Genomic DNA, 20,259 nt, shown 5'->3' with positions numbered 1-20,259 from the left:
GTTGATCATTCGCGGATGTGAAGTACCAAAAAATTTTGGCACTGACATTCATCGACACACTGTTGAGTTCTCAAAGAACACGCACACACCATCACTTCAACCAGGTTGAAAGCTCCGGGGCAAGGGTTACAATCTTAGCTTGTTCGCTCCAGGGAAGCAAGTTCCCGCTGAGCGTGATTGTCTCCGACTTCGTCCAACCGCGTGTCCCCGGCCTCTCGGTCGGGGTTGGTGTCCGTGTCGCTCTGACTTGGACAAAGTTACGCGAATGAAAACTGAGCGTCAAACGTGCAGGTCGCAGGTGTTCTTCAGGTTAAATCCGCTGGTAGCCCGCTCGCAGGCGGGCCACCAGCGGCCACAGGAGCCCCGCAAGACAACTGTGACCCCACACACGTCAGTTCGGAAGGATTTTCACGCCGGCGAAGTTGCGCTTTCCGCGCCGGACGACCAACCAGCTGCCGTGAAGCAGATCGGATGCGGTGGGCTCCCAGTCGTCGGCCGACACCTTCTGGTTGTTCACCGAAGCGCCGCCCTCTTTCACTGCGCGTCGAGCAGCTCCCTTGCTCTCACACAGACCGCTCGTCACGAGCAGATCGATGATCGTGCGCGGCTCCCCCGGCGCCAATTCGCTGACAGATGCTTCTTTCAGCGCGGCAGCGAGCGTCGACTCGTCGAGTTCCGCCAGCTCCGCCTTGCCGAACAACGCCTGGCTGGCGAGCTCGACAGCACGGGTGTTGTGTTCTCCGTGAACCAAGGTCGTCATCTCCGCGGCGAGTCGCTTCTGCGCTTCTCGCGCATGCGGCCGCTCCGCCGTTGCAGTCTCCAACTCCGCGAGTTCGTCCGCAGTGAGGAAGGTGAACCAGCGCAGGTACTTGATCACGTCGGCGTCGCCAGTGTTCACGAAGTACTGGTACCAGGCGTACGGGCTGGTCATCTCGGGGTCGAGCCACAAACTGCCGCCACCGGTCGATTTTCCGAACTTTTTGCCATCGGCCGAGGTCACCAGCGGAACCGTCATTGCGTGGACGCTCTCACCGTCGACACGACGGTTGAGTTCGACGCCGGCAATGATGTTGCCCCACTGATCGGACCCGCCGACCTGCAACGTGCAGCCGAGATCGCGCCGCAGGTGCAGGTAGTCGTTGGCCTGGAGCAGCATGTAGCTGAACTCGGTGTACGACATGCCGTCCGATTCGAGGCGACGCTTGACGGTGTCGCGCGCGAGCATCACGTTCACGGAGAAGTGTTTGCCGACATCACGCAAGAAGTCGATGGCCGACATCTTGCCCGTCCAGTTCATGTTGTTCTCGATGACCGCACTCGTCGGCGAATCGTCGAAATCCACGAATCGTTCGAGCTGACCACGGATGCGACCCGCCCAGTCTGCGACGGTGTCGGCGGAGTTCATCGTCCGTTCCCCGACGTCACGGGGGTCACCGATCAAGCCCGTCGCACCGCCGGCAAGAACGATCGGGCGGTTGCCTGCACGCTGAAAACGCTTGAGCGCAAGGAGCGGAACCAAGTGACCTGCGTGCAGACTCGGTCCGGTCGGGTCGAACCCCGCATACAGCGTGACCGGTCCGGCCTCGAGATCTTTACGCAAAGCGTCGAGATCGGTTGATTGGGCGATCAGCCCGCGCCAGGTCAGTTCGTCGAGAATATTCTCAGTCACGGACTCGATCATCCCATCTTCACGAAATGGCCGGCGCTCGCGGGCTTCGGCGATACGCGGACACCGCCGGGGAGTCCGGAATCCAGAGGCGCCACGGGACCTCCGCCGCGGTGCTGACACCCACCCGCGGTCCGCTCACCCATTCCTTCGACTCCCCCAATTCGAGCCGAATCCGCGACGCCGGGTCGAACACGTCTGTTCCGTTGTCCCCCAGCGTGATTGCGGCGGAAGCGCCGAGATTACCTGGCCCTCTGGCCCATTGGTGAGACGGCCGGTCCGGCGATCTCCGTGCGGACACCACATCGTGGCCGGCTTCGATTTCGGCGGCTCGGAGCAGAACACCGCCCGCGACACCATCCGGGCCGTACGAGATGTTCATGCAAAAGTGCATTCCGTAGCTGCGGTATACGTACAGACGCCCCGCCCGCCCGAACATCACGCTGTTTCGCGGCGTTTGCCCCCGATACGAATGCGCTGCCGGATCCGGCCAGGGCCCGTCCTTCTCCCCGCCGTAAGCCTCCACCTCGACAATTCTCAGAGCGACCTCGTCGACGATCAGGGTCGAGCCGAGAACCGCCAAGCCCGCTTCCAACGGGTTTTTCACATTTACCAAGGTCTCGATACTCACCCTTCGATTGTGCCCACACCGTTGACTCGCCGGTCGGCCGAGTCGCATAATTCAACAAGTGATGAATTATTGAAACGAGGCGCACAGTGACCACAACGCCGGCAATAGACATCCGCGGACTCCGAGTCATTCGCGGCAAACACGAAGTACTCCACTCGCTTGACCTGCAAGTCTCGGCGGGATCGATCACCGGACTGCTCGGACCCTCCGGTTGCGGCAAGACAACCCTCATGCGCGCGATAGTCGGAACGCAGATCGTCGAAAGTGGTGAGGTCAGAGTCCTGGGAAATCGCGCCGGGTCCGTCGCCCTTCGCCGTCGGATCGGGTACGTCACCCAATCCCCCAGTGTGTACGGCGACCTGACGGTCACGCGAAATGTTCAGTATTTCGGCGCTCTGTACGGAAAATCCGGCGCAGACGTCGCAGCAGCAGTCGGCGCCGTCGGATTGAGCCGTTATGCCGACCAGACCGCAGCCGACCTGTCCGGAGGTCAACGCGGTCGAGTTTCGCTGGCATGCGCGCTGGTGGCGTCACCTGATGTGTTGATCCTCGACGAACCGACCGTCGGGCTCGATCCAGTCCTTCGCGTCGAATTGTGGGAACGATTTGCCGACCTCGCTCGCAGCGGAACCACCCTGTTGGTCTCGAGCCACGTCATGGACGAGGCGGACCACTGCGCAGAACTGATTCTGATGCGCGACGGGTACCTTCTCGCGCAACTCACCCCTGACGAACTGCGCGCGAAAACCAGATGTGAACGGCTCGAGGACGCCTTCCTCGAGCTGATTCGGACTTCACCCGTCGGAGGCGAAATATCATGAGCATCAGGATCTTCGGTGCTACTACCGTTCGAATTCTGCTTCAGCTCCGCCAAGATCACCGTACGGTGGCCATGATCTTGTTGGTCCCGTCGTTACTGATGATTCTGCTCTACTTCCTCTACCAAGACGTCCCGACGCCACCCGGCCAGGTTTCGCTCTTCCAACGAGTGGCGATCACGATGTTGGGAATCTTGCCGTTTGTCGTCATGTTCCTGGTCACGTCCATCGCGATGCAACGCGAACGCAGTTCAGGCACACTCGAACGCCTGCTCACCACTCCGATGGGCAAACTCGATCTTCTCGCCGGATACGGTGCAGCATTTTCACTCTCCGCAGCCGCTCAAGCAGCTCTCGCGTGCGCGGTAGCTTTCGGATTTCTCGGGCTCACCATCGCTGGCAGTCTTGCGTGGGTCATCGTCATCGCAGTTCTCGGCGCGATCCTCGGCGTTGCTCTTGGTCTGTTGGCCAGTGCGTTCGCGAAGACCGAATTCCAAGCAGTGCAGTTCATGCCTGTCGTAGTGGTTCCACAGCTCTTCCTCTGCGGACTCCTGGTACCTCGTGACCAATTGCCGACCTGGCTCGAATGGATCAGCAACGTCCTCCCCTTGAGCTACGCCGTCGACGCGCTTCAACAAGTGTCGATGCATGCCGACGCGACAGGTCAGATGTGGCGTGATCTCGCCGTCATGGCGGGCTTTGCCGCCGCCGCACTATCGCTGGCCGCAGCCACACTCGATCGCCGCACTCCATGACCGACAACAGCGCCGCGCCGACGCCGACTCGTTCGGGGCGACGACCGGGCAAGTCGGAGACTCGCGCGCAGATTCTCGATTCGGCGCGACGAGAGTTCTCCCGGAACGGTTTTCGAAGAACTACCGTTCGATCGATAGCCGCGGCCGCTGACGTCGATCCGGCTATGATTCATCACCATTTCGGGAGCAAGGAGCAGTTGTTCACCGCTGCGATCGCGCTACCGATCGATCCAGCACAGGTACTGGGACCGGTTCACACCTCCCCGACCGAAAATCTCGGCGAAAGCCTTCTCCGGGCGGTGATCGGGCTATGGGATTCGGAACATCAGCCGGCGATTCTGGCGGCTTTTCGATCAGCTATTTCCGGAGACGGATCGCAACTGATTCAGAGCTTTCTGCTCGATATCGTATTGCGCGACATCATTCCGCGGGTGGACACACCACCCGGCACCGGCCTGATCAGAGCAGAATTGGTGGCCTCTCAGATGGCCGGGCTGCTGGTCACGCGATACGTGCTCGGACTCGAACCGCTCGCGACGTTGAGCGTCGACGCACTGGTACCGCTGGTAGCTCCGAACCTCCAGCGGTACCTCACCGGCGAGTTGCCGATCTAGCCTTCGGCCCGTGCGAGCAACTTCTCGTGCTCGTCGTCGGCCACATCGCGTGCCTCGTCGATCAACAGAACAGGAATACCGTTCTCGATCGGATACGCGCGCCGCAAACGGGGGTTGTAGAGCAACTCGTCCCCGACCAGCAGCAGCGGGCCCTTGTCCTGGGGGCAGGCCAGAATGCTGAGCAACGTCGAATCAATAGCCACGTGAGTCCTCTCGAACCGATCAAACAGAATGTCCTCAGGCTACCGTGCTCCGGTGCCCACCCTCGTCGGCATCAACTGCGCGGCAATTGCCTTGGTCAGCCGCTTGTACGACTGCGTCTCGGAATCGAGAAACCAGGTCCGTGGCCCCGGCGCCGGCAGTCCGGCCGCAGCCAAAGCAGTAGAGCTCGGACGGTACGACGAGCCCACCGGGATCTCGTCCACTACGTGCACGATGTCCGGGCGAGCGTCGAAATCGATGCGCGAGAGCGCCTCTGCAAGCTCGGCAGACCGGAACTGCCGCCCCGGACGCCAGGTCACGGCAGCGACCGCCAACTGATGCGGTGCGTCGCCGACGCCGTACGCGACTGCAAGATCTACCCGCGCAACACTCGACAAAGCGTCGACGATCGGCTGGGTGAACACGGGACCGCGGAGGGTGGAAATGACCGTGTTCTTGTGATCGATCAGCCAGTAGTCGCCGTCGCCGTCCCGGCGGAAGAGATTCTCGGTGGGAATCCACGAATCGCCGGCTTGGAAGAGACCTCGCATGGCGCCGCCCGAGAGATCAGCGGTGAATCCCGCGCGCCCGAGCAGCAAGCCGACCTCGTCTTCGGCGCACTCACGGACAAATCCGTTGCCGTTTTCGAGGAGCCGACCACTGAGCGGGTCGTAGGCCGCCAACCGAACCTGCGCGCTCCCCGGCAGCGGGCGACCCTTGGAGCCAACTTTGGAGCCTGCGACGTTGGCGAGAATCACGTCGCCTTCGGTCGACGCATAGAACTCGAGCACCTGCGCGGGGTCGAACGCCTCCGTGGTCCGCTTCCACAGACCATGGGGCATTCCCGAACCGATGAACAGGCGGACCGGATGGCTACCGTCGATGAGGAGAAGATCCTCGTCGAGGATCTCGCGCATCATCGACCACGTGTAACTCACGACCGTCACGCCGTAGCGGTGGATTTCTTCGACAAACCTCGCCGGGTTCAGTCCGCGCGAGAGAGCAATCCGGGAACCGCCCGCCATTGCGCCACCGATGGTCGCGAGCAAACTCGACGAATGATGGAGCGGCGCAAGGCAGTACACGGTGTCACCGCGATCGAGATCTGCCGCCGTGGCCGTGCCGAAGGCCGACAATGCCCACCGGTAGTTGGTGATCTGCTTGGCTTCGAGCACACCGCCGGATTCCGCGAAAATGATGAACGCGAGTTCGCGGGCGACACCGGGATCCGGTCGGTACCACCCGGGCAGATTGACCTTCGTCGGATCGATTTGTTCGAGATCGATCACGTCGTGCGACGGATCCACCTCGAGGCCACGGGCATCGCCGCCGCCGAGAACCAGAACAGGCCTACCGGTAACCACTGCGGCATCGACGTTCTCCGGATCGGTGATGATCCGATCGACCGATCCCAGCTTGACCGCCGCCGTGATGTCGGACCCTGGCGGAAGCATGACCGCGACGGCACCGAGGCGCGAGAGAGCCGCGATGGCCGCGAGCGCGCTGGGACGGGTCTCCATCAGAACACCGACATGTGCTGCCGGACGCACTCCCACGGAGATCAATCCGCGTACGACATTGTCGATGCGGGCGTTGACCGCTTCGTAGGTGTGCACGCGATTGTCGAAGAGGAAGCACTCGCCGTTCGGCGCCTTTCGACGCTGCTCCGCGAGCAATTGGCTCAGGGAGATCTTGGTGTGCGGCTGAATCTGGTTGAGCCGCGCCAGACGTGGCAACGCGCGCGCTGCCTCGCCGGACAACTCGAAAGTGCCGCGCAATGCGCCGGCGGCAAGGTCACTGATTCCCTTGGTGACGCCTGCCCCTACTTCGGCGACCGAGGCGACGGTGTGGATGATCCGATTGCTGATCGACACACCGGTCTGGTCTTCGAGGTCGGCGCCGTAGACCATGTTCGCGATGCGGTCCGGGAGCGGCCCACCCGTTTCGGTCCACTGCACGAATTCACCGGTTGTCGGCCATGTGTGATTGGCCGCGGTGGAACCGACAACCAAACCGAAATGACCTGCGCGCAAAGTCGATTCATAGACCTTCGCCCGCGGAGCCGCTTGACTGATACCGCGAACCGCTTGCGGCTGACCGATGTCGTCGACCTCGCCGACAAAGGCCAGGATGGGGCAGGTGATTTCGGCGAGAGACACCAATTGATCCTTGATGACAAAACCGCCGGTCATCATCCTGTTGTGCACGATGAACTGCTTGAGCAGTTCGGCAACTGCGGGCCCCGACCACGCAACCCAACCCTCGGTGGCGAGGAAGCGTCGCTGCTGCTCTCTCGGTAGCAACGCCTCACGGTCGTGCAGTTGAAGCAGGAAGTCGACGCGCATCTTCAGCGACTTCACGGGATCGAGCAACTGGAACCCGGTACGAGCCATCCATCCGGTGACTGCCAGGCGATTGAATACGTGATCGGCGAGGAAATCCGCACCCTTGGTAGCCAATCCGGCCGGGATGCCGAAAGGCAATGCAGCGAGTGTGTCTACCGGGCTGCCGAAGGTGATGACACTGGCTATGTTTCGGCTGCGTCGGTAGGCAGCAGCCTGATAGGCGAACATTCCACCCTGCGAGTAACCGGAGATGTGAACATCTTTACCGGTGTGACGGTGGATGTGATCGACGATGTCGCTGAGAGCGATGATGTGATCGGCAAGATTGCGATCCCAACCGCCCTCTTCGGAGTCGGGCGAACCGAAATCGACGACCCAAGGGTCAAGGCCCATCTCGTGCAGAATTCCCACAGCGCCCTGGTCGCGGGTCACGTCGTACACGTTCGCCGACATCATCATCGGCGGGATCAGCAAGATCGGTGCGCCGACGGTTTCCGGGTCACTGTCCGGGAAGTAACGCCGTAGTCGATACATCGCTGCGCGTTCGACGATCTCGAACGGCGACGTGGTCGCATCCGTTTCCAACCCACCCAACCGGACGACCTCGAGGCCGTTTTGTGCTGTCGCAACCACCCGACGAATCGGGCCCAGCACAGACTTGGAATTCAATCCCACCATTTCACTCCCAAGTTACTCACATGTGACGTCAGTCTCATTTTTCCCGCGCGCGACAAGACTACTGACGACGAATACGCGTACGCGGTCAGGGAGCAAATTCTGCTCCCTGACCGCGTACGACCGAAGGACTACTGCCGAAAAGAGAGGGACGACACTCGCGACCTCGAGGTCAGAGTGTCCATCCCCGCAGCGACTGCGCCACTGCTCGGACTCCGTCCAACTGCTCTGCCACCCGCACCCCCGCGGTGCCGCCCCGTGCATTACGCGAAGCGATGGAACCCTCGACTGTCAGCACCTCACGAACAGCGGGCGTCAGCGCGCTGTCGACGCCGGCCAGTTCCTCGTCCGTGAGATCTTCGAGTCCGACGCCTCGCGCTTCGGCGACACGCACACACGCTCCGGCTGCCTCGTGTGCAACCCGGAACGGCACGCCCTGACGCACCATCCACTCCGCGATGTCGGTGGCCAACGTGAACCCTGCCGGAGCAAGTTCCGCCATACGCTCGGTGTGGAACTCGAGAGTCTGCACCAGACCGGTGATGGCCGGGAGCAACATCTCGAGCTGCGCAACCGAGTCGAAGACCGGTTCCTTGTCCTCTTGCAGATCGCGGTTGTACGCCAGCGGCTGAGCCTTGAGCGTCGCCAACAATCCGGTGAGGTTACCGATCAAACGACCCGACTTACCGCGCGTGAGTTCCGAGACATCCGGATTCTTCTTCTGCGGCATGATCGACGATCCCGTGGACCACGCGTCGGCAAGAGTGATGTAGCCGAACTCCGGTGTGCTCCAGATGATGATCTCTTCCGCCATCCGGGAGAGATCGACACCGATCATTGCGAGCACGAACGCTGCCTCGGCTGCGAAATCACGCGAAGCCGTTGCGTCGATCGAGTTCTCGGCCGAGCTGTCGAACTTCAGTTCCGCCGCAATCGCTTCGGGATCGAGTCCGAGTGAGGAACCGGCCAGTGCACCGGAACCGTACGGGGACACCGCAGCTCGCACGTCGAAGTCGCGAAGGCGTTGCACGTCGCGCAACAGTGGATGTGCGTGAGCGAGCAGGTGATGCGCCAACAGGACCGGCTGAGCCGCCTGCAGGTGCGTCTTGCCCGGCATCACGGCATCCGGATGCGCCCCGGCCTGAGTCGCCAATGCGTCGACCACGTCGAGAACTCCGGTGGAGATGCGGCGGACCGCATCGCGAAGCCACATGCGGAACAGCGTGGCCACCTGGTCGTTACGTGAACGACCAGCACGCAGGCGTCCACCGACCTCAGGCCCGACGCGCTCGATCAGACCACGCTCGAGTGCGCCGTGTACGTCCTCGTCCGAATCACTGGGCGCGAAGGCGCCACTGGCGACATCTGCCGCCAGACGGTCGAGACCGTCGAGCATCGTCGCGAGGTCGGCTTCGCTGAGCAGGCCGGCCTTGTTCAGCACACGTGCATGCGCCTGCGACGCCCGCACGTCGTACGGAGCGAGGACCCAGTCGAAGTGAGTCGACTTGCTCAGCGCCGCCATGGCAGCGGCCGGTCCGGACTCGAACCGCCCGCCCCACAGCGCACCTTCGTTGGTGCCGTGTTTTCGGGCGTCTCCGTCACCGTAAGGTTTTTGGGCGTCTCCGTCACCGTGAGCCGTCATGGCTCAGAGTCCCAGATCGCGCTTCGCGGCGACCTTCGACGACAGACCGTGGATCTCGACGAAGCCCTTCGATGCGGACTGGTCGAAGCTGTCGCCCTCGTCGTACGTCGCGAGGTTGAAGTCGTAGAGCGACTCCGGGCTGCGACGACCGTTGACGGTGATGGCTCCACCGTGCAGGAAGAGACGGATGTCGCCAGTGACGCGTTCCTGCGTCTTGTCGACGAACGTGTCCAGTGCGTCCTTGAGGGGCGAGAACCAGAGGCCGTCGTAGACCAGCTCGGACCAACGCTGCTCCATCTGACGCTTGTAGCGACCGAGTTCGCGTTCGAGGGTGACGTGCTCGAGTTCCTGGTGTGCGGTGATGAGAACCATCGCGCCGGGAGCCTCGTAGATCTCACGGCTCTTGATGCCCACGAGACGGTCCTCGACGACGTCGAGGCGGCCGACGCCCTGAGCGCCTGCGCGCTTGTTCAGTTCCTGAATGGCTTCGAGAACCGACACCGGGCGGCCGTCGATGGCGACCGGGCGGCCCTTGTCGAAGCTGATGATGAGCTCGTCGGGTGCATTCCAGTTGACCGTCGGGTCCTGGGTGTAGTCGTAGACGTCCTTCGTCGGCGCGTTCCACAGATCCTCGAGGAATCCGGTCTCGACGGCGCGGCCCCAGACGTTCTGGTCGATCGAGAACGGCGACTTCTTGGAGACGTTGATCGGGATGTTGTTCTCTTCGGCGAAGGCGATGGCCTTCTCGCGGGTCCAGGCGTAGTCGCGGACCGGTGCGATGACCTGCAGGTCGGGTGCGAGGGCGCCGAATCCGACCTCGAAGCGAACCTGGTCGTTGCCCTTACCGGTGCAACCGTGCGAGACGATGGTGCCGCCGTGCGAGCGTGCAGCTTCGACGATGTGCTTGACGATCAGCGGACGGCTGATGGCCGAGACGAGCGGGTAGCGGTCCATGTACAGGGCGTTGGCCGCGATGGTCGGCAGGCAGTACTCGTCCGCGAACTCGTCGCGGGCGTCGACGACAACGGATTCGACTGCGCCGCAGTCGATCGCGCGCTGACGCACGACCTCCATGTCCTCGCCACCCTGCCCCAGATCGATGGCGACGGCGACAACTTCAGCGCCCGTCTCCTTACCGATCCAACTGATGGCAACAGAAGTGTCCAGCCCGCCCGAGTAGGCGAGTACGACGCGATCGGCCATGGTTTTTGTGCTCCTTCGGTTGAAAATCTCTATCAAAGAATAAGGGGTCAGGCGAGCGATTCGATCATGGCCGCGAGTTCCGCTCCGGAAAGCGGTTCCCGGGCCACTACGAAGATGGTGTCATCTCCGGCGATCGTGCCTACGATGTCCGGCATCGAGGACCGATCCAGTGCGCTCGCGAGGTAGTGCGCGGCTCCCGGCGGTGTCCGGAGGATCGCCATGTTGCCGCTGAAATCGGTGGAGACCAACAGCTCACCCAACAGCCGTGAGAGGCGGTCTGTACCGCCGGATACACCGCGTACCGGGTTCCCGTCCTCCGGCACCACGTAAACACCGGCGCCGCCGTCGGCGGCACGCAGTTTCACCGCTCCCAGCTCTTCGAGGTCACGCGAGAGCGTCGCCTGCGTTGCTTCGATGCCCTCGGCACCGAGCAAGGCCGCCAGCTCCGTCTGACTTCGGACGGGGTGAGCCGCCAGAAGCGCGATGATGCGCGACTGGCGACCAGCCCGAGTGGGAGCGACGCTCACGCCGGGTCCAGTTGGGTTCGCTGCTCCAGCAGCCACACGAGCAAAGCTTTCTGGGCATGCAGACGGTTCTCCGCCTCGTCCCAGACAACACTCTGCGGCCCGTCGAGAACCTCGTCGGTGACTTCTTCGCCGCGATGCGCGGGCAGGCAGTGCAGGACGACGGCCTTCGGATCTGCCTTTGCGAGCAGCTCCTTGTTGATCTGGAACGGACGGAAAGGTCCGACCCGATCGAGTCCGTCGTTCTCCTGACCCATCGAGGTCCAGGTGTCGGTGACCAACGCGTCGGCGCCGACGACGCCGGCCTGCGGGTCCTGCGTCAGCGTGATGGTCGCGCCGGTTTCCTCGGCGCGTTTGCGTGCTGCTGCCACTACCCAGTCCGCCGGTTCGAAGCCCGCGGGGCTGGCAATGGTGACGTCGATGCCTGCGGTGACTCCGCCGAGCATCAGTGAGTGAGCCATGTTGTTGGCGCCGTCACCCAGGTAGGTCAGCTTCAGCCCCTTGAGCTCACCCTTCTGCTCGATCAGCGTTTGCAGATCGGCCAGAACCTGACAGGGGTGAAACTCGTCCGACAACGCGTTGACGATGGGAATGGTTGCGCCCGTTGCCATCTGCTCCAAGCGCTTCTGGCCGAACGTGCGCCACACGACGGCGTCGACGTAGCGGGAGAGAACGCGTCCGGTGTCCGCCAGCGTCTCTTCACGCCCGAGTTGGGTGCTGCGCCCGTCGACGACGACGGCGTGGCCGCCCATCTGTGCGATGCCCATCTCGAACGAGAAACGTGTACGCGTCGAGTTCTTCTCGAAGATGACGCCGACTCCGCGTGGACCCTCGAGTGGACGCCGAGCGAACGGATCCTTCTTGAGAATCGCAGCGAGTTCCAGAACTTCGGCCTGCTGCGCCGGAGTCAGATCGTCGTCCCTGAGAAAGTGTTTCACCACGGTAGTCACTTCTCCCCCGGCTGGTCAGCCGATAGTGCACTGTCGAAGATGGCAGGTAGTGCTGCCACGAAGGTTTCGGCCTGCTCATCCGTGAGGATCAGCGGCGGCGCCAACCGGATTACTCCGGGTTGCGCTGCATTCACAAGGTACCCGGCTTCGCGGGCTGCATTTTCCACCGCCGGCGCGACGTCCTCGGTCAGCACGACACCCAGCAGCAGTCCTGATCCCCGTACGTAGTCGACCAACGGATGGCCCAGATCTTCGATGCCAGTCGAGATCGACTTACCCAAACTGTCCGCGCGCGAGATCAGGTCTTCCGCTGCAATGGTTTTCAGCACGGCAAGTGCAGCCGCGGCGCACACCGGATTTCCACCGAATGTCGTCCCGTGCTTACCCGGCCCAAACAACTCTGCCGTTGCTCCGGTCGCGATGCAGGCGCCGATCGGCATTCCGCCGCCGAGCCCCTTCGCAAGCGTGATGACGTCGGGAACGATACCGACGGCCTGATGGGCGTAGAACCAGCCCGTCCGGCCGATGCCGGTCTGCACTTCGTCGAGTACGAGAAGCGCACCGCGTTCGGCGGTGATCCGCCGAGCCTCCACGAGGTATCCCTCCGGTGGCACCACGACGCCGCTCTCACCCATGATCGGTTCGAGGAACACAGCGGCGGTGTCGGAATCGACGGCCCGCTCGAGTGCCTCGACGTCGCCGTACGGCACGAACTCGACACCGGCAGGCATCGGTTCGAACGGCGCCCGCTTGGCAGGCTGACCCGTCAGAGCGAGTGCGCCCATCGTGCGACCGTGGAAAGAGCCCTCGGCTGCGATGATCTTCTTCCGTCCGGTGGCGCGAGCGAGCTTGAAGGCAGCCTCGTTCGCCTCGGTACCGGAGTTGCAGAAGAACGCGCGCCCGCTCACATTGCCGAGATGAGCGAGCAGCTGCTCCGCCAACTCGACGACCGGCTCGCTGGCGTACAGGTTGGACACATGGCCCAGTGTCGACAACTGATTCGTGACGGCTTCGACGACGGCCGGATGCCCGTGTCCGAGAATGTTGACGGCGATTCCGGCCAGGAAGTCGACGTACTGCTTGCCGTCGGCGTCAGTGAGTACGGCCCCGTCACCGCGGACGAGAGCAACCCGGGGTACGCCGTAGTTGTTCATCAGCGAAGCGGACCACCGCTGCTGGAGATCGATCGTGCTCATGAGGTAGCTCCCTGCTGGGGACCGGCGACCGAGGATCCCGGCACGACCATCGTGCCGATTCCTTCGCCGGTGAAAAGTTCGAGTAGGACTGAATGTTCGAGCCGGCCGTCGATCACGTGCGCCGACGGCACACCTCCGCGCACCGCGCGAAGGCAGGCCTCCATCTTGGGCACCATGCCGGCATCGAGGCTCGGCAACAACTGAGCAAGGGCGTCGGTGTCGATTTCGGTGGCCAGCGAGGATCGGTCCGGCCAATCGGTGTACAGACCTTCGACATCGGTGAGGACAACGAGCTTCTCCGCACCGATTGCCTCGGCCAGTGCCGCAGCAGCAGTATCGGCATTGATGTTGTGGACGACACCGTCGGCGTCGGGGGCGATGGTCGAGACCACCGGAATACGTCCCGCCGCAATGAGATCGAGTACCGCGTCCGGGTTCACGGTGGTGACGTCTCCGACCAGACCGATGTCGGTCTGCTCCCCCTCGACCGCAACAGTGCGTCGAGTAGCGGTGAACAGGTGCGCATCTTCACCGGAGATACCGACCGCGTAAGGACCGTGCGCGTTGATCAAGCCAACGAGTTCACGGCCGACCTGACCGAAAAGCACCATCCGCACGACGTCCATCACCTCGGGCGTCGTCACACGGAAACCACCGCGGAACTCACCCTTCATGCCAAGGCGCGCCAGCATCGCATTGATCTGCGGGCCACCGCCGTGAACGACGACGGGATGGATGCCGACAGTCCGCAGAAACGCCATGTCGGCGGCAAATGCCGTCTTGAGCGTCTCGTCGATCATGGCGTTTCCGCCGTACTTGACCACGACCACCTTGTCGCGGAATCGCTGCAGCCACGGCAGAGCGTCCGCAAGGACATGTGCCTTCTGATGCTCGCTGATCACGGGATATGTCTCGGTCATGACGAGTACGCCGAGTTCTCTTCGACGTAGGCATGCGAGAGATCCGTGGTGCGAATGCTCACGGACTCGTTGCCGATTCCCAGATCGATGTCGAGTTCGATGTCGATCCCGCTCAGGTCGACCTCACGTGCCCCCGGAGCGCCGACGCCGTCGATGCAGACCGGACTCCCGTTGAAGGACACACTGATTCGATCCGGATCGAGCTCGATGGGAGCGATACCGACTGCTGCGAGGACGCGACCCCAGTTGGGATCGGATCCGAAAAGCGCCGTCTTGACCAGGCTGTCCCGAGCAACGGTCCGAGCGCCGATCAGCGCGTCGGATTCGGACGCCGCGCCGCGAACCGTCACCTTGACCCGTTTGGTGACGCCCTCGGCGTCTGCCATCAACTGATCCGCGAGATCGTCACACACGGCGAATACTGCGGCGTTGAGCTCGTCCTGCGTCGGCGTGACACCGCTGGCGCCGGAGGCCAACAGGAGCACTGTGTCGTTGGTGGACGTCGCGCCGTCGACGTCGAGACGATCGAAGCTCAGGTGGGTGGCGGCGCGCAACGCGGTGTCGAGCTGCTCGGCCGTTGCGACGGCATCGGTCGTGACGACGCACAGCATGGTGGCCAGCGCAGGCGCGAGCATGCCTGCGCCCTTGGCCATTCCGCCGACGTTCCACTTGTTCGCGTGGTGCAGCGACGCCTGCTTCGGCACGGTGTCCGTGGTCATGATCGCGTATGCCGCGTCGGTGCCGCCGGAGATTCCGCCGGCAAGTTCGTGCACGACCTCCGTGACACCGGGGATCAGCTTGTCCATGGGCAACCGGTCACCGATGAGTCCGGTGGAACAGACGGCGACCTCGATCGCGCCCGTCTCGGTTCCCCAATTGCTCAGTGCCGAAGCAACTTCCTCGGCAGTCTTGTGTGCATCCTGGAATCCACCCGCGCCCGTGCAGGCGTTCGCGCCGCCCGAGTTGAGCACCACCGCGCGCAGCTTGCCCGTCGTCAGGACCTGCTGAGACCACAACACCGGAGCCGCCTTGACCTTGTTCAGGGTGAAGACGCCGGCAGCGGCCAGATCAGGGCCCTCGTTGAGCACCAGTGCGAGGTCCGACTTGCCACTCTTCTTGATACCGGCAGCAATTCCGGCACCGCGGAATCCGGCAGGTGCGGTGACGCCCTGTGTACGGAGCAGACGTCCCCCGGCGACGTGAACCACGTCGGATTCGGTTGGGTTGTCGATCTGCTGCGGATTGTCGGTGCTCACGGAGCTACTCCCACGGTAGAGAGACCTGCGGTCTCGGGTAGGCCAAGGGCAAGGTTCATCGATTGCACAGCGCCACCGGCGGTGCCCTTGGTGAGATTGTCGATTGCCGAGATGACAACGAGCTGACCGGCGTCGGCGTCCACGGTGACACCGATCTGTACTGCGTTGGATCCGATCACGGCGCCGGTCTGCGGGAAGACTCCGGCAGGCAGCACGTGGATGAACGGCTCGTCGTTGTATGCCTTTTCATAGACTTCGCGTGCCTGCTCTTCGGTCGCGGTGGTGGCCGCCGTGCAGGTCGCGAGGATACCGCGCGGCATGGGCGCGAGGACCGGAGTGAACGACACTGTGATGTCCTTGCCGCCTGCTGCCGAGAGATTCTGAATGATCTCAGGGGTGTGGCGATGCACGCCGCCGACGCCGTATGCGCGGACCGAGCCCATGACCTCCGAACCCAGCAGATCAGCCTTCGGTGCCCGGCCGGCGCCCGAAGTGCCACTGACCGCAACCACGTTCACGTGTGAGTCCACGATCCCCGCGGCAACGGCGGGGGCCAGCGCGAGGCTCGCCGCCGTCGGGTAGCAGCCCGGAACGGCGATGCGGGTGGCGCCTACCAACTTCTCGCGGGCGCCGGGCAGTTCAGGAAGCCCGTAGGGCCAAGTGCCGGCATGAGTGCTCTTGTAGTACTTCTCCCAGGCTGCGGAATCTTGCAACCGGAAGTCCGCACCGCAGTCGATGATGACCGTCGATTCGGGTAGCAGCTTGGCGTACTGAGCCGAATTTCCGTGTGGGAGACCGAGGAAGACGACGTCGTGGCCCGAGAGAATTTCGACAGTGGTCTCTTCGAGTACCCGCGAAGAGAGTGGGAGCAAGTGGGGGTGATGCTCACCGAGCGTCGAACCGGCGTTGCCTCCGGCGGTCAGCGAACCGATCACCAGAGTGCCGTCGGCATAGGAGGGGTGTCCGAGAAGCAGACGCAGAACCTCACCACCGGCGTACCCACTGGCGCCGGCAACGGCGACTCTGATCGGCTTGCGTGCGTTCTCGGTCGTACCACCTTCAGTCATGTCACACAGTATGCATCATTGTGCATCGGAATGCATAATTACTTACCCATGGATCGCCGGATCTCCTCGAGCTTGGCTTTTGCAGCCTTCTGGCGCTCGTCCCACTGCTCGTCGACGGACTTTCCGGCAGGACTTTCGTGTGCCAATTCGGACGAACCTATGGAAGTACCGAAGCGCCCCTCTATCTTCTCCCGAACGCGGTCGAAAGTGGGGACTCCCCCTTCGGTGTAGTCGGGTTCGGGGATTCTCGGATCTGTCGCAAGGACCACCGGGACATCGATGATCTCGTCGACCTCCACAACAGTGTCGGGCAGTTCGACCTCTTCGGCGTCGGTTATCGTGTCCGCGTCCGCGTCCTCGACACGGGTCGGATCGAGGCTCGCGGCAGCGGTGTCCACCACGGAAAGAAGGACCGACAATCTCGGACGACGCTCGACCACTGCGCGGACGACCGCGAGGAAGTCCTTGTCGTCGAGTGCATCAGCAGCTTCGACTACCTGGTGCACGGAAATACCGGGTGCTGACCCATCATTCTCGGCCCCATCATTGTGTGACACTGGCAGTCCCTTCTCGAAACGTCGACGGACAACTCCGATCCTTCCACGACCGTCTCCCGAAAGGGGTCAGCGTGAGGCGAGGTAAGCCGCAAACGCGCCCTCGCTCGAATACTCGGGGACGTATCCGAACTGTTCCTTGAGCCGCCGATTGTCGAGGACCGGCCGGTACTGGAGAAATCCGATCCGCTCCGGACCGTGTTCCGTCAAACCCAATCTCCGTCCGACGCGTAGAACGCCCCGGAGCAGCCAAGCGGGAAGCGTCACAATGCTCTTGCCCATCCGGGAAGCCAGTTCGTCGACTGTCAGCGCACCGTCGCCCGCGACGTTGAAGACGCCCACCTGGTTTCCGGTCACAGCCTCGGCAAAGGCGCTCGCCACGTCCGTGTGCCAGACGAACACGAAAGGGCTGTCGCTCCCGGCGACCTTGAGCAGCTTGCGGCGATCGAACAACGCGGTGATCTGGTTGTCGACGCTCTCCCCCAAGATCGTGCCGATCCGGAAGACAACTTGCTCCAACCGCGGATGTACGACGCGATACTCGGCGAGTATCTCCTCGACCAGGCGTTTGTGCCGACTGTAAGTGAATTCGTCGTTGCCGCGAACGGGAACGTCCTCGGTGATCCACGCCGGGCTGTCGGAGTGGTAGCCGTACGCCGCCCCGGACGAAGACACGACAATCCGTCCAACCCCGTATTCGACGCAGGCCGCGAGCACGTTTCGTGTCCCGTCGACGTCGACGCGGTACTCCTGCTCCGCTGTCGTGTTCTTGCCGGGATTCACGATAGAAGCGAGGTGGATCACGACGTCCGGTCGGTGCTCATCGAACACCCGCCCCAATTCTGCGGGGTCGCACACGTCCGCTCGAACGCGGTGGACTCGATCGTCCGGTGTTGCCTTCACCGTGAGGTCGGCACAGACGACGGTGATGCCTCGTGCGATCAGTGCGTCGATGACAGCCGTGCCCAGGAAGCCGTTTCCGCCCGTTATCAGCGCGACAGTCATGCCGGCACCGCCTTTCTGGTACGGCGCTTGGACCAGACCGTCGCCAAAGCCAACCCGGCGACGATGTCCCAGATCCCCCACCAGCCGGCCACGATGGCCATACCGCCGAGTCCGTCGAAGAACGTGAATACCAATCCGAGGCCCAGTCCGGCGTTGCGGATGCCGACCTCGAACGAAACTGCGCGACGGCTGTATTCATTCAACCCGGTGACGGCGCCGCAGAAGTATCCCAGTGCGAGGGCAACCGTGTCGTGCAGGAAGACCGCAAGCAGTACCACCCCGATGTAGTCGACGAAGTACGACGCGTTCCCCGACACTCCCGCAACGATGAAGATCAACAGCGCCACCAACGAGCCGTTCTTCACCCACGGCTGCGCTTTCGCCGCGACCTCCGGGAACTTTCGCGCCGCCCAGATGCCGACAACAAACGGCACACCGATGATGAGCGCGATTTGAACGCCATCTCGAGCGCATTCAAGTTCACCGACTGCAACAGCGCGTCGGTCTCCGAGCGTCGGCTCCCCCAGAACGCAAGATTGAGCGGCATGAGGAAGATCGCGAGGACGTTCGACACCGCCGTCATGGACACCGAGAGCGCGACGTCGCCGCCCGCCCGGTGCGTCAGGACGTTCGAGATGTTTCCTGGCGGGCAGCACGCCACCAGGATCATGCCGAGTGCTACCGACGGAGCCGGCGAGAGAATCAGCGTCAGGGCAAATGTCACTGCCGGCAACAGCAGGAACTGGGCAGCGATACCCACCGCCATCGCCTTGGGTTTGGTGAGAGCACGACGGAAGTCGTCGACCGAGGTGTCGAGGGCGATCCCCAGCATGATCGCAGCGAGCACCACGTTGAGGATCATCAACGATCCCGGGTTGAAGTTGAGAACCACGTCGTCGATCGGCATCACTGCCCTCCCTTCGCCAGAGCAGTATCGAGCAGTCCGATGTGCCGCTTGATCGCCGATCGGTAGGCGTCCTTGTTCACGTAGTAGGCCATTCGACCCAGCTTCAGGTACTTGTATCCCCCGGACAGATCGGGTGGTGGGCCGGCTGCCGCCGCCGAGAACTCGCGTGCCGCGTCGGGAGCTTCGGTGCGTGCTGTGATCAATTTGGCCACCAACTCGGCTTGCTCGAAGCGACCCTGCCACCCGAGCCCGGAGGCTTCCACCATCCCGAGAACGAAGAGACTGTCGTGGCGACGGCTCGCGACGTTGAGGAACAGGTCCGGGGCAGCGCCCGACCAGTCCAGGTCCGCGCGCGCGATGAAGGGGTAGTCGAGGTGATACCCCGTGGCGCAGAGAACGAGGTCGTAATCGGCGGACGAACCGTCGACAAAATGAACCGTCCTGCCGTCGAACCGGTCGATATCGCCGCGCACGTGCACGTCACCGTGCCCGACGTGGTGCAGGATCAACGAGTTCACGACCGGATGCGATTCATAGATTTTGTAGTCCGGCGCCGGAAATCCGAACCGCACCGGATCTCCCGTGAACTGCTTGAGCACCAGCGTGTCGACGCGTTGTTTGATCCACGGCGGCAACGGCTTTCCCTGATTCAAGGTGTCCGAGGGACGGCCGAACAGATACTTGGGAACGAAGTAGTAGCCTCGCCGAACACTCAGGTCGACGGACTCTGCCTGGTGGACTGCGTCAACTGCGATGTCACATCCGCTGTTGCCCGCTCCGATGACCAGTACCTTCTTCCCCCGGAAGATCTCGGCGCTGCGGTACTCGCTCGTGTGCATCAACGTGCCGGTGAAGTCGCCGCGGAACGTCGGCATGTTCGGCTTCGACAACGTTCCGTTTGCGATGATCACGCCTCGGTACCGCGCAACCGTAGTCTCACCGTTGCGGCTGCGCGTGGTGACCTGCCACAGCGAATCCACGGGCGATACGTCGATGACCGTAGTACCGAAGGTGAAGTGCCTGCGAAGATCGTGAGTGTCGGCGTAGTCGCGGAAATACTCGGCGAGTTCGACGTGGCTCGGGTAGTCGGCCACCGAATCCGCCATCGGGAACTCCGCGAACGCGGTGGTGCCCTTCGAAGAGATGAGGTGCGCCGACTCGTAGACGGTGCTGTGCGGGTTGTCGATGTCCCAGAGCCCACCGACGTTGTCGTGGCTCTCGAAGCCGTCGAACGCTATCCCGGCCCGATCGAGGTTTCGCGCGCCGGCCAATCCAGACGGGCCCGCCCCGATCAGCGCGTACTTGTCCTCTGTGATCATCCGTCGAGCGT

The 20,259-nt window shown here is 62.9% G+C and carries 20 protein-coding genes; 3 read left to right on the top strand and 17 right to left on the bottom strand.

Annotated features, from left to right (window positions below; all coding sequences use genetic code 11):
• Positions 1-391 precede the first annotated feature (391 nt).
• Both tyrS and ACFQ6H_RS26280 read right to left on the bottom strand, forming a co-directional pair.
• Positions 392-1,669: a tyrosine--tRNA ligase gene (gene tyrS / locus ACFQ6H_RS26285; protein ID WP_037131306.1), complete on the bottom strand. Its 1,278-nt coding sequence runs from the start codon at positions 1,667-1,669 to the stop codon at positions 392-394.
• 19 nt (positions 1,670-1,688) lie between these two features.
• On the bottom strand, positions 1,689-2,297 hold the full coding sequence (locus ACFQ6H_RS26280; RefSeq protein WP_378640245.1) for a DNA-3-methyladenine glycosylase: 609 nt from the start codon (positions 2,295-2,297) through the stop codon (positions 1,689-1,691).
• An 86-nt stretch (positions 2,298-2,383) separates the two neighbouring features.
• Between ACFQ6H_RS26280 and ACFQ6H_RS26275 the strand changes: the two genes are divergently transcribed.
• The 3 genes from ACFQ6H_RS26275 to ACFQ6H_RS26265 are packed head-to-tail and all read left to right on the top strand — an operon-like array spanning position 2,384 to position 4,484.
• Positions 2,384-3,118, top strand: a complete 735-nt coding sequence (locus ACFQ6H_RS26275) for an ABC transporter ATP-binding protein (RefSeq protein WP_378649532.1) — start codon at positions 2,384-2,386, stop codon at positions 3,116-3,118.
• The gene (locus tag ACFQ6H_RS26270; protein ID WP_003944033.1) at positions 3,115-3,870 is read left to right on the top strand and encodes an ABC transporter permease; all 756 of its coding nucleotides are present in this window, start codon (positions 3,115-3,117) and stop codon (positions 3,868-3,870) included. The genes ACFQ6H_RS26275 and ACFQ6H_RS26270 overlap by 4 nt, the downstream gene beginning before the upstream one ends.
• The gene (locus tag ACFQ6H_RS26265) at positions 3,867-4,484 is read left to right on the top strand and encodes a TetR family transcriptional regulator (RefSeq protein WP_378649530.1); all 618 of its coding nucleotides are present in this window, start codon (positions 3,867-3,869) and stop codon (positions 4,482-4,484) included. The genes ACFQ6H_RS26270 and ACFQ6H_RS26265 overlap by 4 nt, the downstream gene beginning before the upstream one ends.
• Here the strand turns inward: ACFQ6H_RS26265 and ACFQ6H_RS26260 are convergent.
• From ACFQ6H_RS26260 to ACFQ6H_RS26190, 15 genes are all read right to left on the bottom strand, one after another.
• Positions 4,481-4,687, bottom strand: coding sequence for a Trm112 family protein (locus ACFQ6H_RS26260; RefSeq protein ID WP_003944045.1), 207 nt, complete (start codon positions 4,685-4,687; stop codon positions 4,481-4,483). The genes ACFQ6H_RS26265 and ACFQ6H_RS26260 overlap by 4 nt on opposite strands.
• Positions 4,688-4,726: 39 nt before the next feature.
• Positions 4,727-7,708 (bottom strand): acyl-CoA synthetase, encoded by a 2,982-nt coding sequence (locus tag ACFQ6H_RS26255; RefSeq protein ID WP_378450017.1) that lies wholly within the window; start codon positions 7,706-7,708, stop codon positions 4,727-4,729.
• A 169-nt stretch (positions 7,709-7,877) separates the two neighbouring features.
• Positions 7,878-9,347: an argininosuccinate lyase gene (gene argH, locus ACFQ6H_RS26250; protein ID WP_378649528.1), complete on the bottom strand. Its 1,470-nt coding sequence runs from the start codon at positions 9,345-9,347 to the stop codon at positions 7,878-7,880.
• 3 nt (positions 9,348-9,350) lie between these two features.
• Entirely contained in the window at positions 9,351-10,550 is a 1,200-nt protein-coding gene (locus ACFQ6H_RS26245; protein ID WP_003944066.1) for an argininosuccinate synthase, read from the bottom strand.
• Positions 10,551-10,597: 47 nt separating this feature from the next.
• On the bottom strand, positions 10,598-11,077 hold the full coding sequence (locus ACFQ6H_RS26240) for an arginine repressor (protein WP_020907875.1): 480 nt from the start codon (positions 11,075-11,077) through the stop codon (positions 10,598-10,600).
• Positions 11,074-12,024, bottom strand: coding sequence for an ornithine carbamoyltransferase (gene argF / locus ACFQ6H_RS26235; RefSeq protein WP_021334039.1), 951 nt, complete (start codon positions 12,022-12,024; stop codon positions 11,074-11,076). Before argF ends, ACFQ6H_RS26240 begins: the two co-directional genes overlap by 4 nt.
• A complete protein-coding gene (locus ACFQ6H_RS26230; protein WP_378649526.1) occupies positions 12,021-13,220 on the bottom strand; it encodes an acetylornithine transaminase in 1,200 nt (399 codons plus the stop codon). The genes argF and ACFQ6H_RS26230 overlap by 4 nt, the downstream gene beginning before the upstream one ends.
• Positions 13,217-14,140, bottom strand: coding sequence for an acetylglutamate kinase (gene argB / locus ACFQ6H_RS26225; protein ID WP_019748607.1), 924 nt, complete (start codon positions 14,138-14,140; stop codon positions 13,217-13,219). The genes ACFQ6H_RS26230 and argB overlap by 4 nt, the downstream gene beginning before the upstream one ends.
• A complete protein-coding gene (argJ, locus tag ACFQ6H_RS26220; protein WP_317828995.1) occupies positions 14,137-15,348 on the bottom strand; it encodes a bifunctional glutamate N-acetyltransferase/amino-acid acetyltransferase ArgJ in 1,212 nt (403 codons plus the stop codon). The genes argB and argJ overlap by 4 nt, the downstream gene beginning before the upstream one ends.
• A 44-nt stretch (positions 15,349-15,392) precedes the next feature.
• Entirely contained in the window at positions 15,393-16,463 is a 1,071-nt protein-coding gene (gene argC / locus ACFQ6H_RS26215; RefSeq protein WP_378649524.1) for an N-acetyl-gamma-glutamyl-phosphate reductase, read from the bottom strand.
• A 38-nt stretch (positions 16,464-16,501) separates the two neighbouring features.
• Complete coding sequence (locus ACFQ6H_RS26210) at positions 16,502-16,969, bottom strand: hypothetical protein (RefSeq protein WP_378649522.1); 468 nt, start codon at positions 16,967-16,969, stop codon at positions 16,502-16,504.
• 117 nt (positions 16,970-17,086) lie between these two features.
• Complete coding sequence (locus ACFQ6H_RS26205; protein ID WP_378649520.1) at positions 17,087-18,022, bottom strand: SDR family oxidoreductase; 936 nt, start codon at positions 18,020-18,022, stop codon at positions 17,087-17,089.
• The gene (locus tag ACFQ6H_RS26200; RefSeq protein WP_378649518.1) at positions 18,019-18,387 is read right to left on the bottom strand and encodes a bile acid:sodium symporter family protein; all 369 of its coding nucleotides are present in this window, start codon (positions 18,385-18,387) and stop codon (positions 18,019-18,021) included. The genes ACFQ6H_RS26205 and ACFQ6H_RS26200 overlap by 4 nt, the downstream gene beginning before the upstream one ends.
• Entirely contained in the window at positions 18,384-18,929 is a 546-nt protein-coding gene (locus ACFQ6H_RS26195) for a bile acid:sodium symporter family protein (protein WP_378649516.1), read from the bottom strand. The genes ACFQ6H_RS26200 and ACFQ6H_RS26195 overlap by 4 nt, the downstream gene beginning before the upstream one ends.
• Positions 18,929-20,248 carry a flavin-containing monooxygenase gene (locus ACFQ6H_RS26190; RefSeq protein ID WP_378649514.1) on the bottom strand — a complete coding sequence of 440 codons (1,320 nt, stop codon included), beginning with the start codon at positions 20,246-20,248 and terminating at the stop codon, positions 18,929-18,931. Before ACFQ6H_RS26190 ends, ACFQ6H_RS26195 begins: the two co-directional genes overlap by 1 nt.
• Positions 20,249-20,259: the final 11 nt, after the last annotated feature.

The sequence above is a fragment of the Rhodococcus sp. NPDC056506 genome (assembly GCF_042794945.1).
Lineage (GTDB): Bacteria > Actinomycetota > Actinomycetes > Mycobacteriales > Mycobacteriaceae > Rhodococcus_F.
This window is presented reverse-complemented; position numbering and strand designations above follow the sequence as displayed.

Coding starts and splice junctions, on each gene's coding strand:
- argC (WP_378649524.1), bottom strand. CDS start 16,463: ATGACTGAAGGTGGTACGACCGAGAACGCACGCAAGCCGATCAGAGTC.
- argB (WP_019748607.1), bottom strand. CDS start 14,140: ATGACCGAGACATATCCCGTGATCAGCGAGCATCAGAAGGCACATGTC.
- argH (WP_378649528.1), bottom strand. CDS start 9,347: ATGACGGCTCACGGTGACGGAGACGCCCAAAAACCTTACGGTGACGGA.
- ACFQ6H_RS26205 (WP_378649520.1), bottom strand. CDS start 18,022: ATGACTGTCGCGCTGATAACGGGCGGAAACGGCTTCCTGGGCACGGCT.
- ACFQ6H_RS26265 (WP_378649530.1), top strand. CDS start 3,867: ATGACCGACAACAGCGCCGCGCCGACGCCGACTCGTTCGGGGCGACGA.
- ACFQ6H_RS26245 (WP_003944066.1), bottom strand. CDS start 10,550: ATGGCCGATCGCGTCGTACTCGCCTACTCGGGCGGGCTGGACACTTCT.
- ACFQ6H_RS26270 (WP_003944033.1), top strand. CDS start 3,115: ATGAGCATCAGGATCTTCGGTGCTACTACCGTTCGAATTCTGCTTCAG.
- ACFQ6H_RS26190 (WP_378649514.1), bottom strand. CDS start 20,248: ATGATCACAGAGGACAAGTACGCGCTGATCGGGGCGGGCCCGTCTGGA.
- ACFQ6H_RS26195 (WP_378649516.1), bottom strand. CDS start 18,929: ATGCCGATCGACGACGTGGTTCTCAACTTCAACCCGGGATCGTTGATG.
- ACFQ6H_RS26230 (WP_378649526.1), bottom strand. CDS start 13,220: ATGAGCACGATCGATCTCCAGCAGCGGTGGTCCGCTTCGCTGATGAAC.
- ACFQ6H_RS26255 (WP_378450017.1), bottom strand. CDS start 7,708: ATGGTGGGATTGAATTCCAAGTCTGTGCTGGGCCCGATTCGTCGGGTG.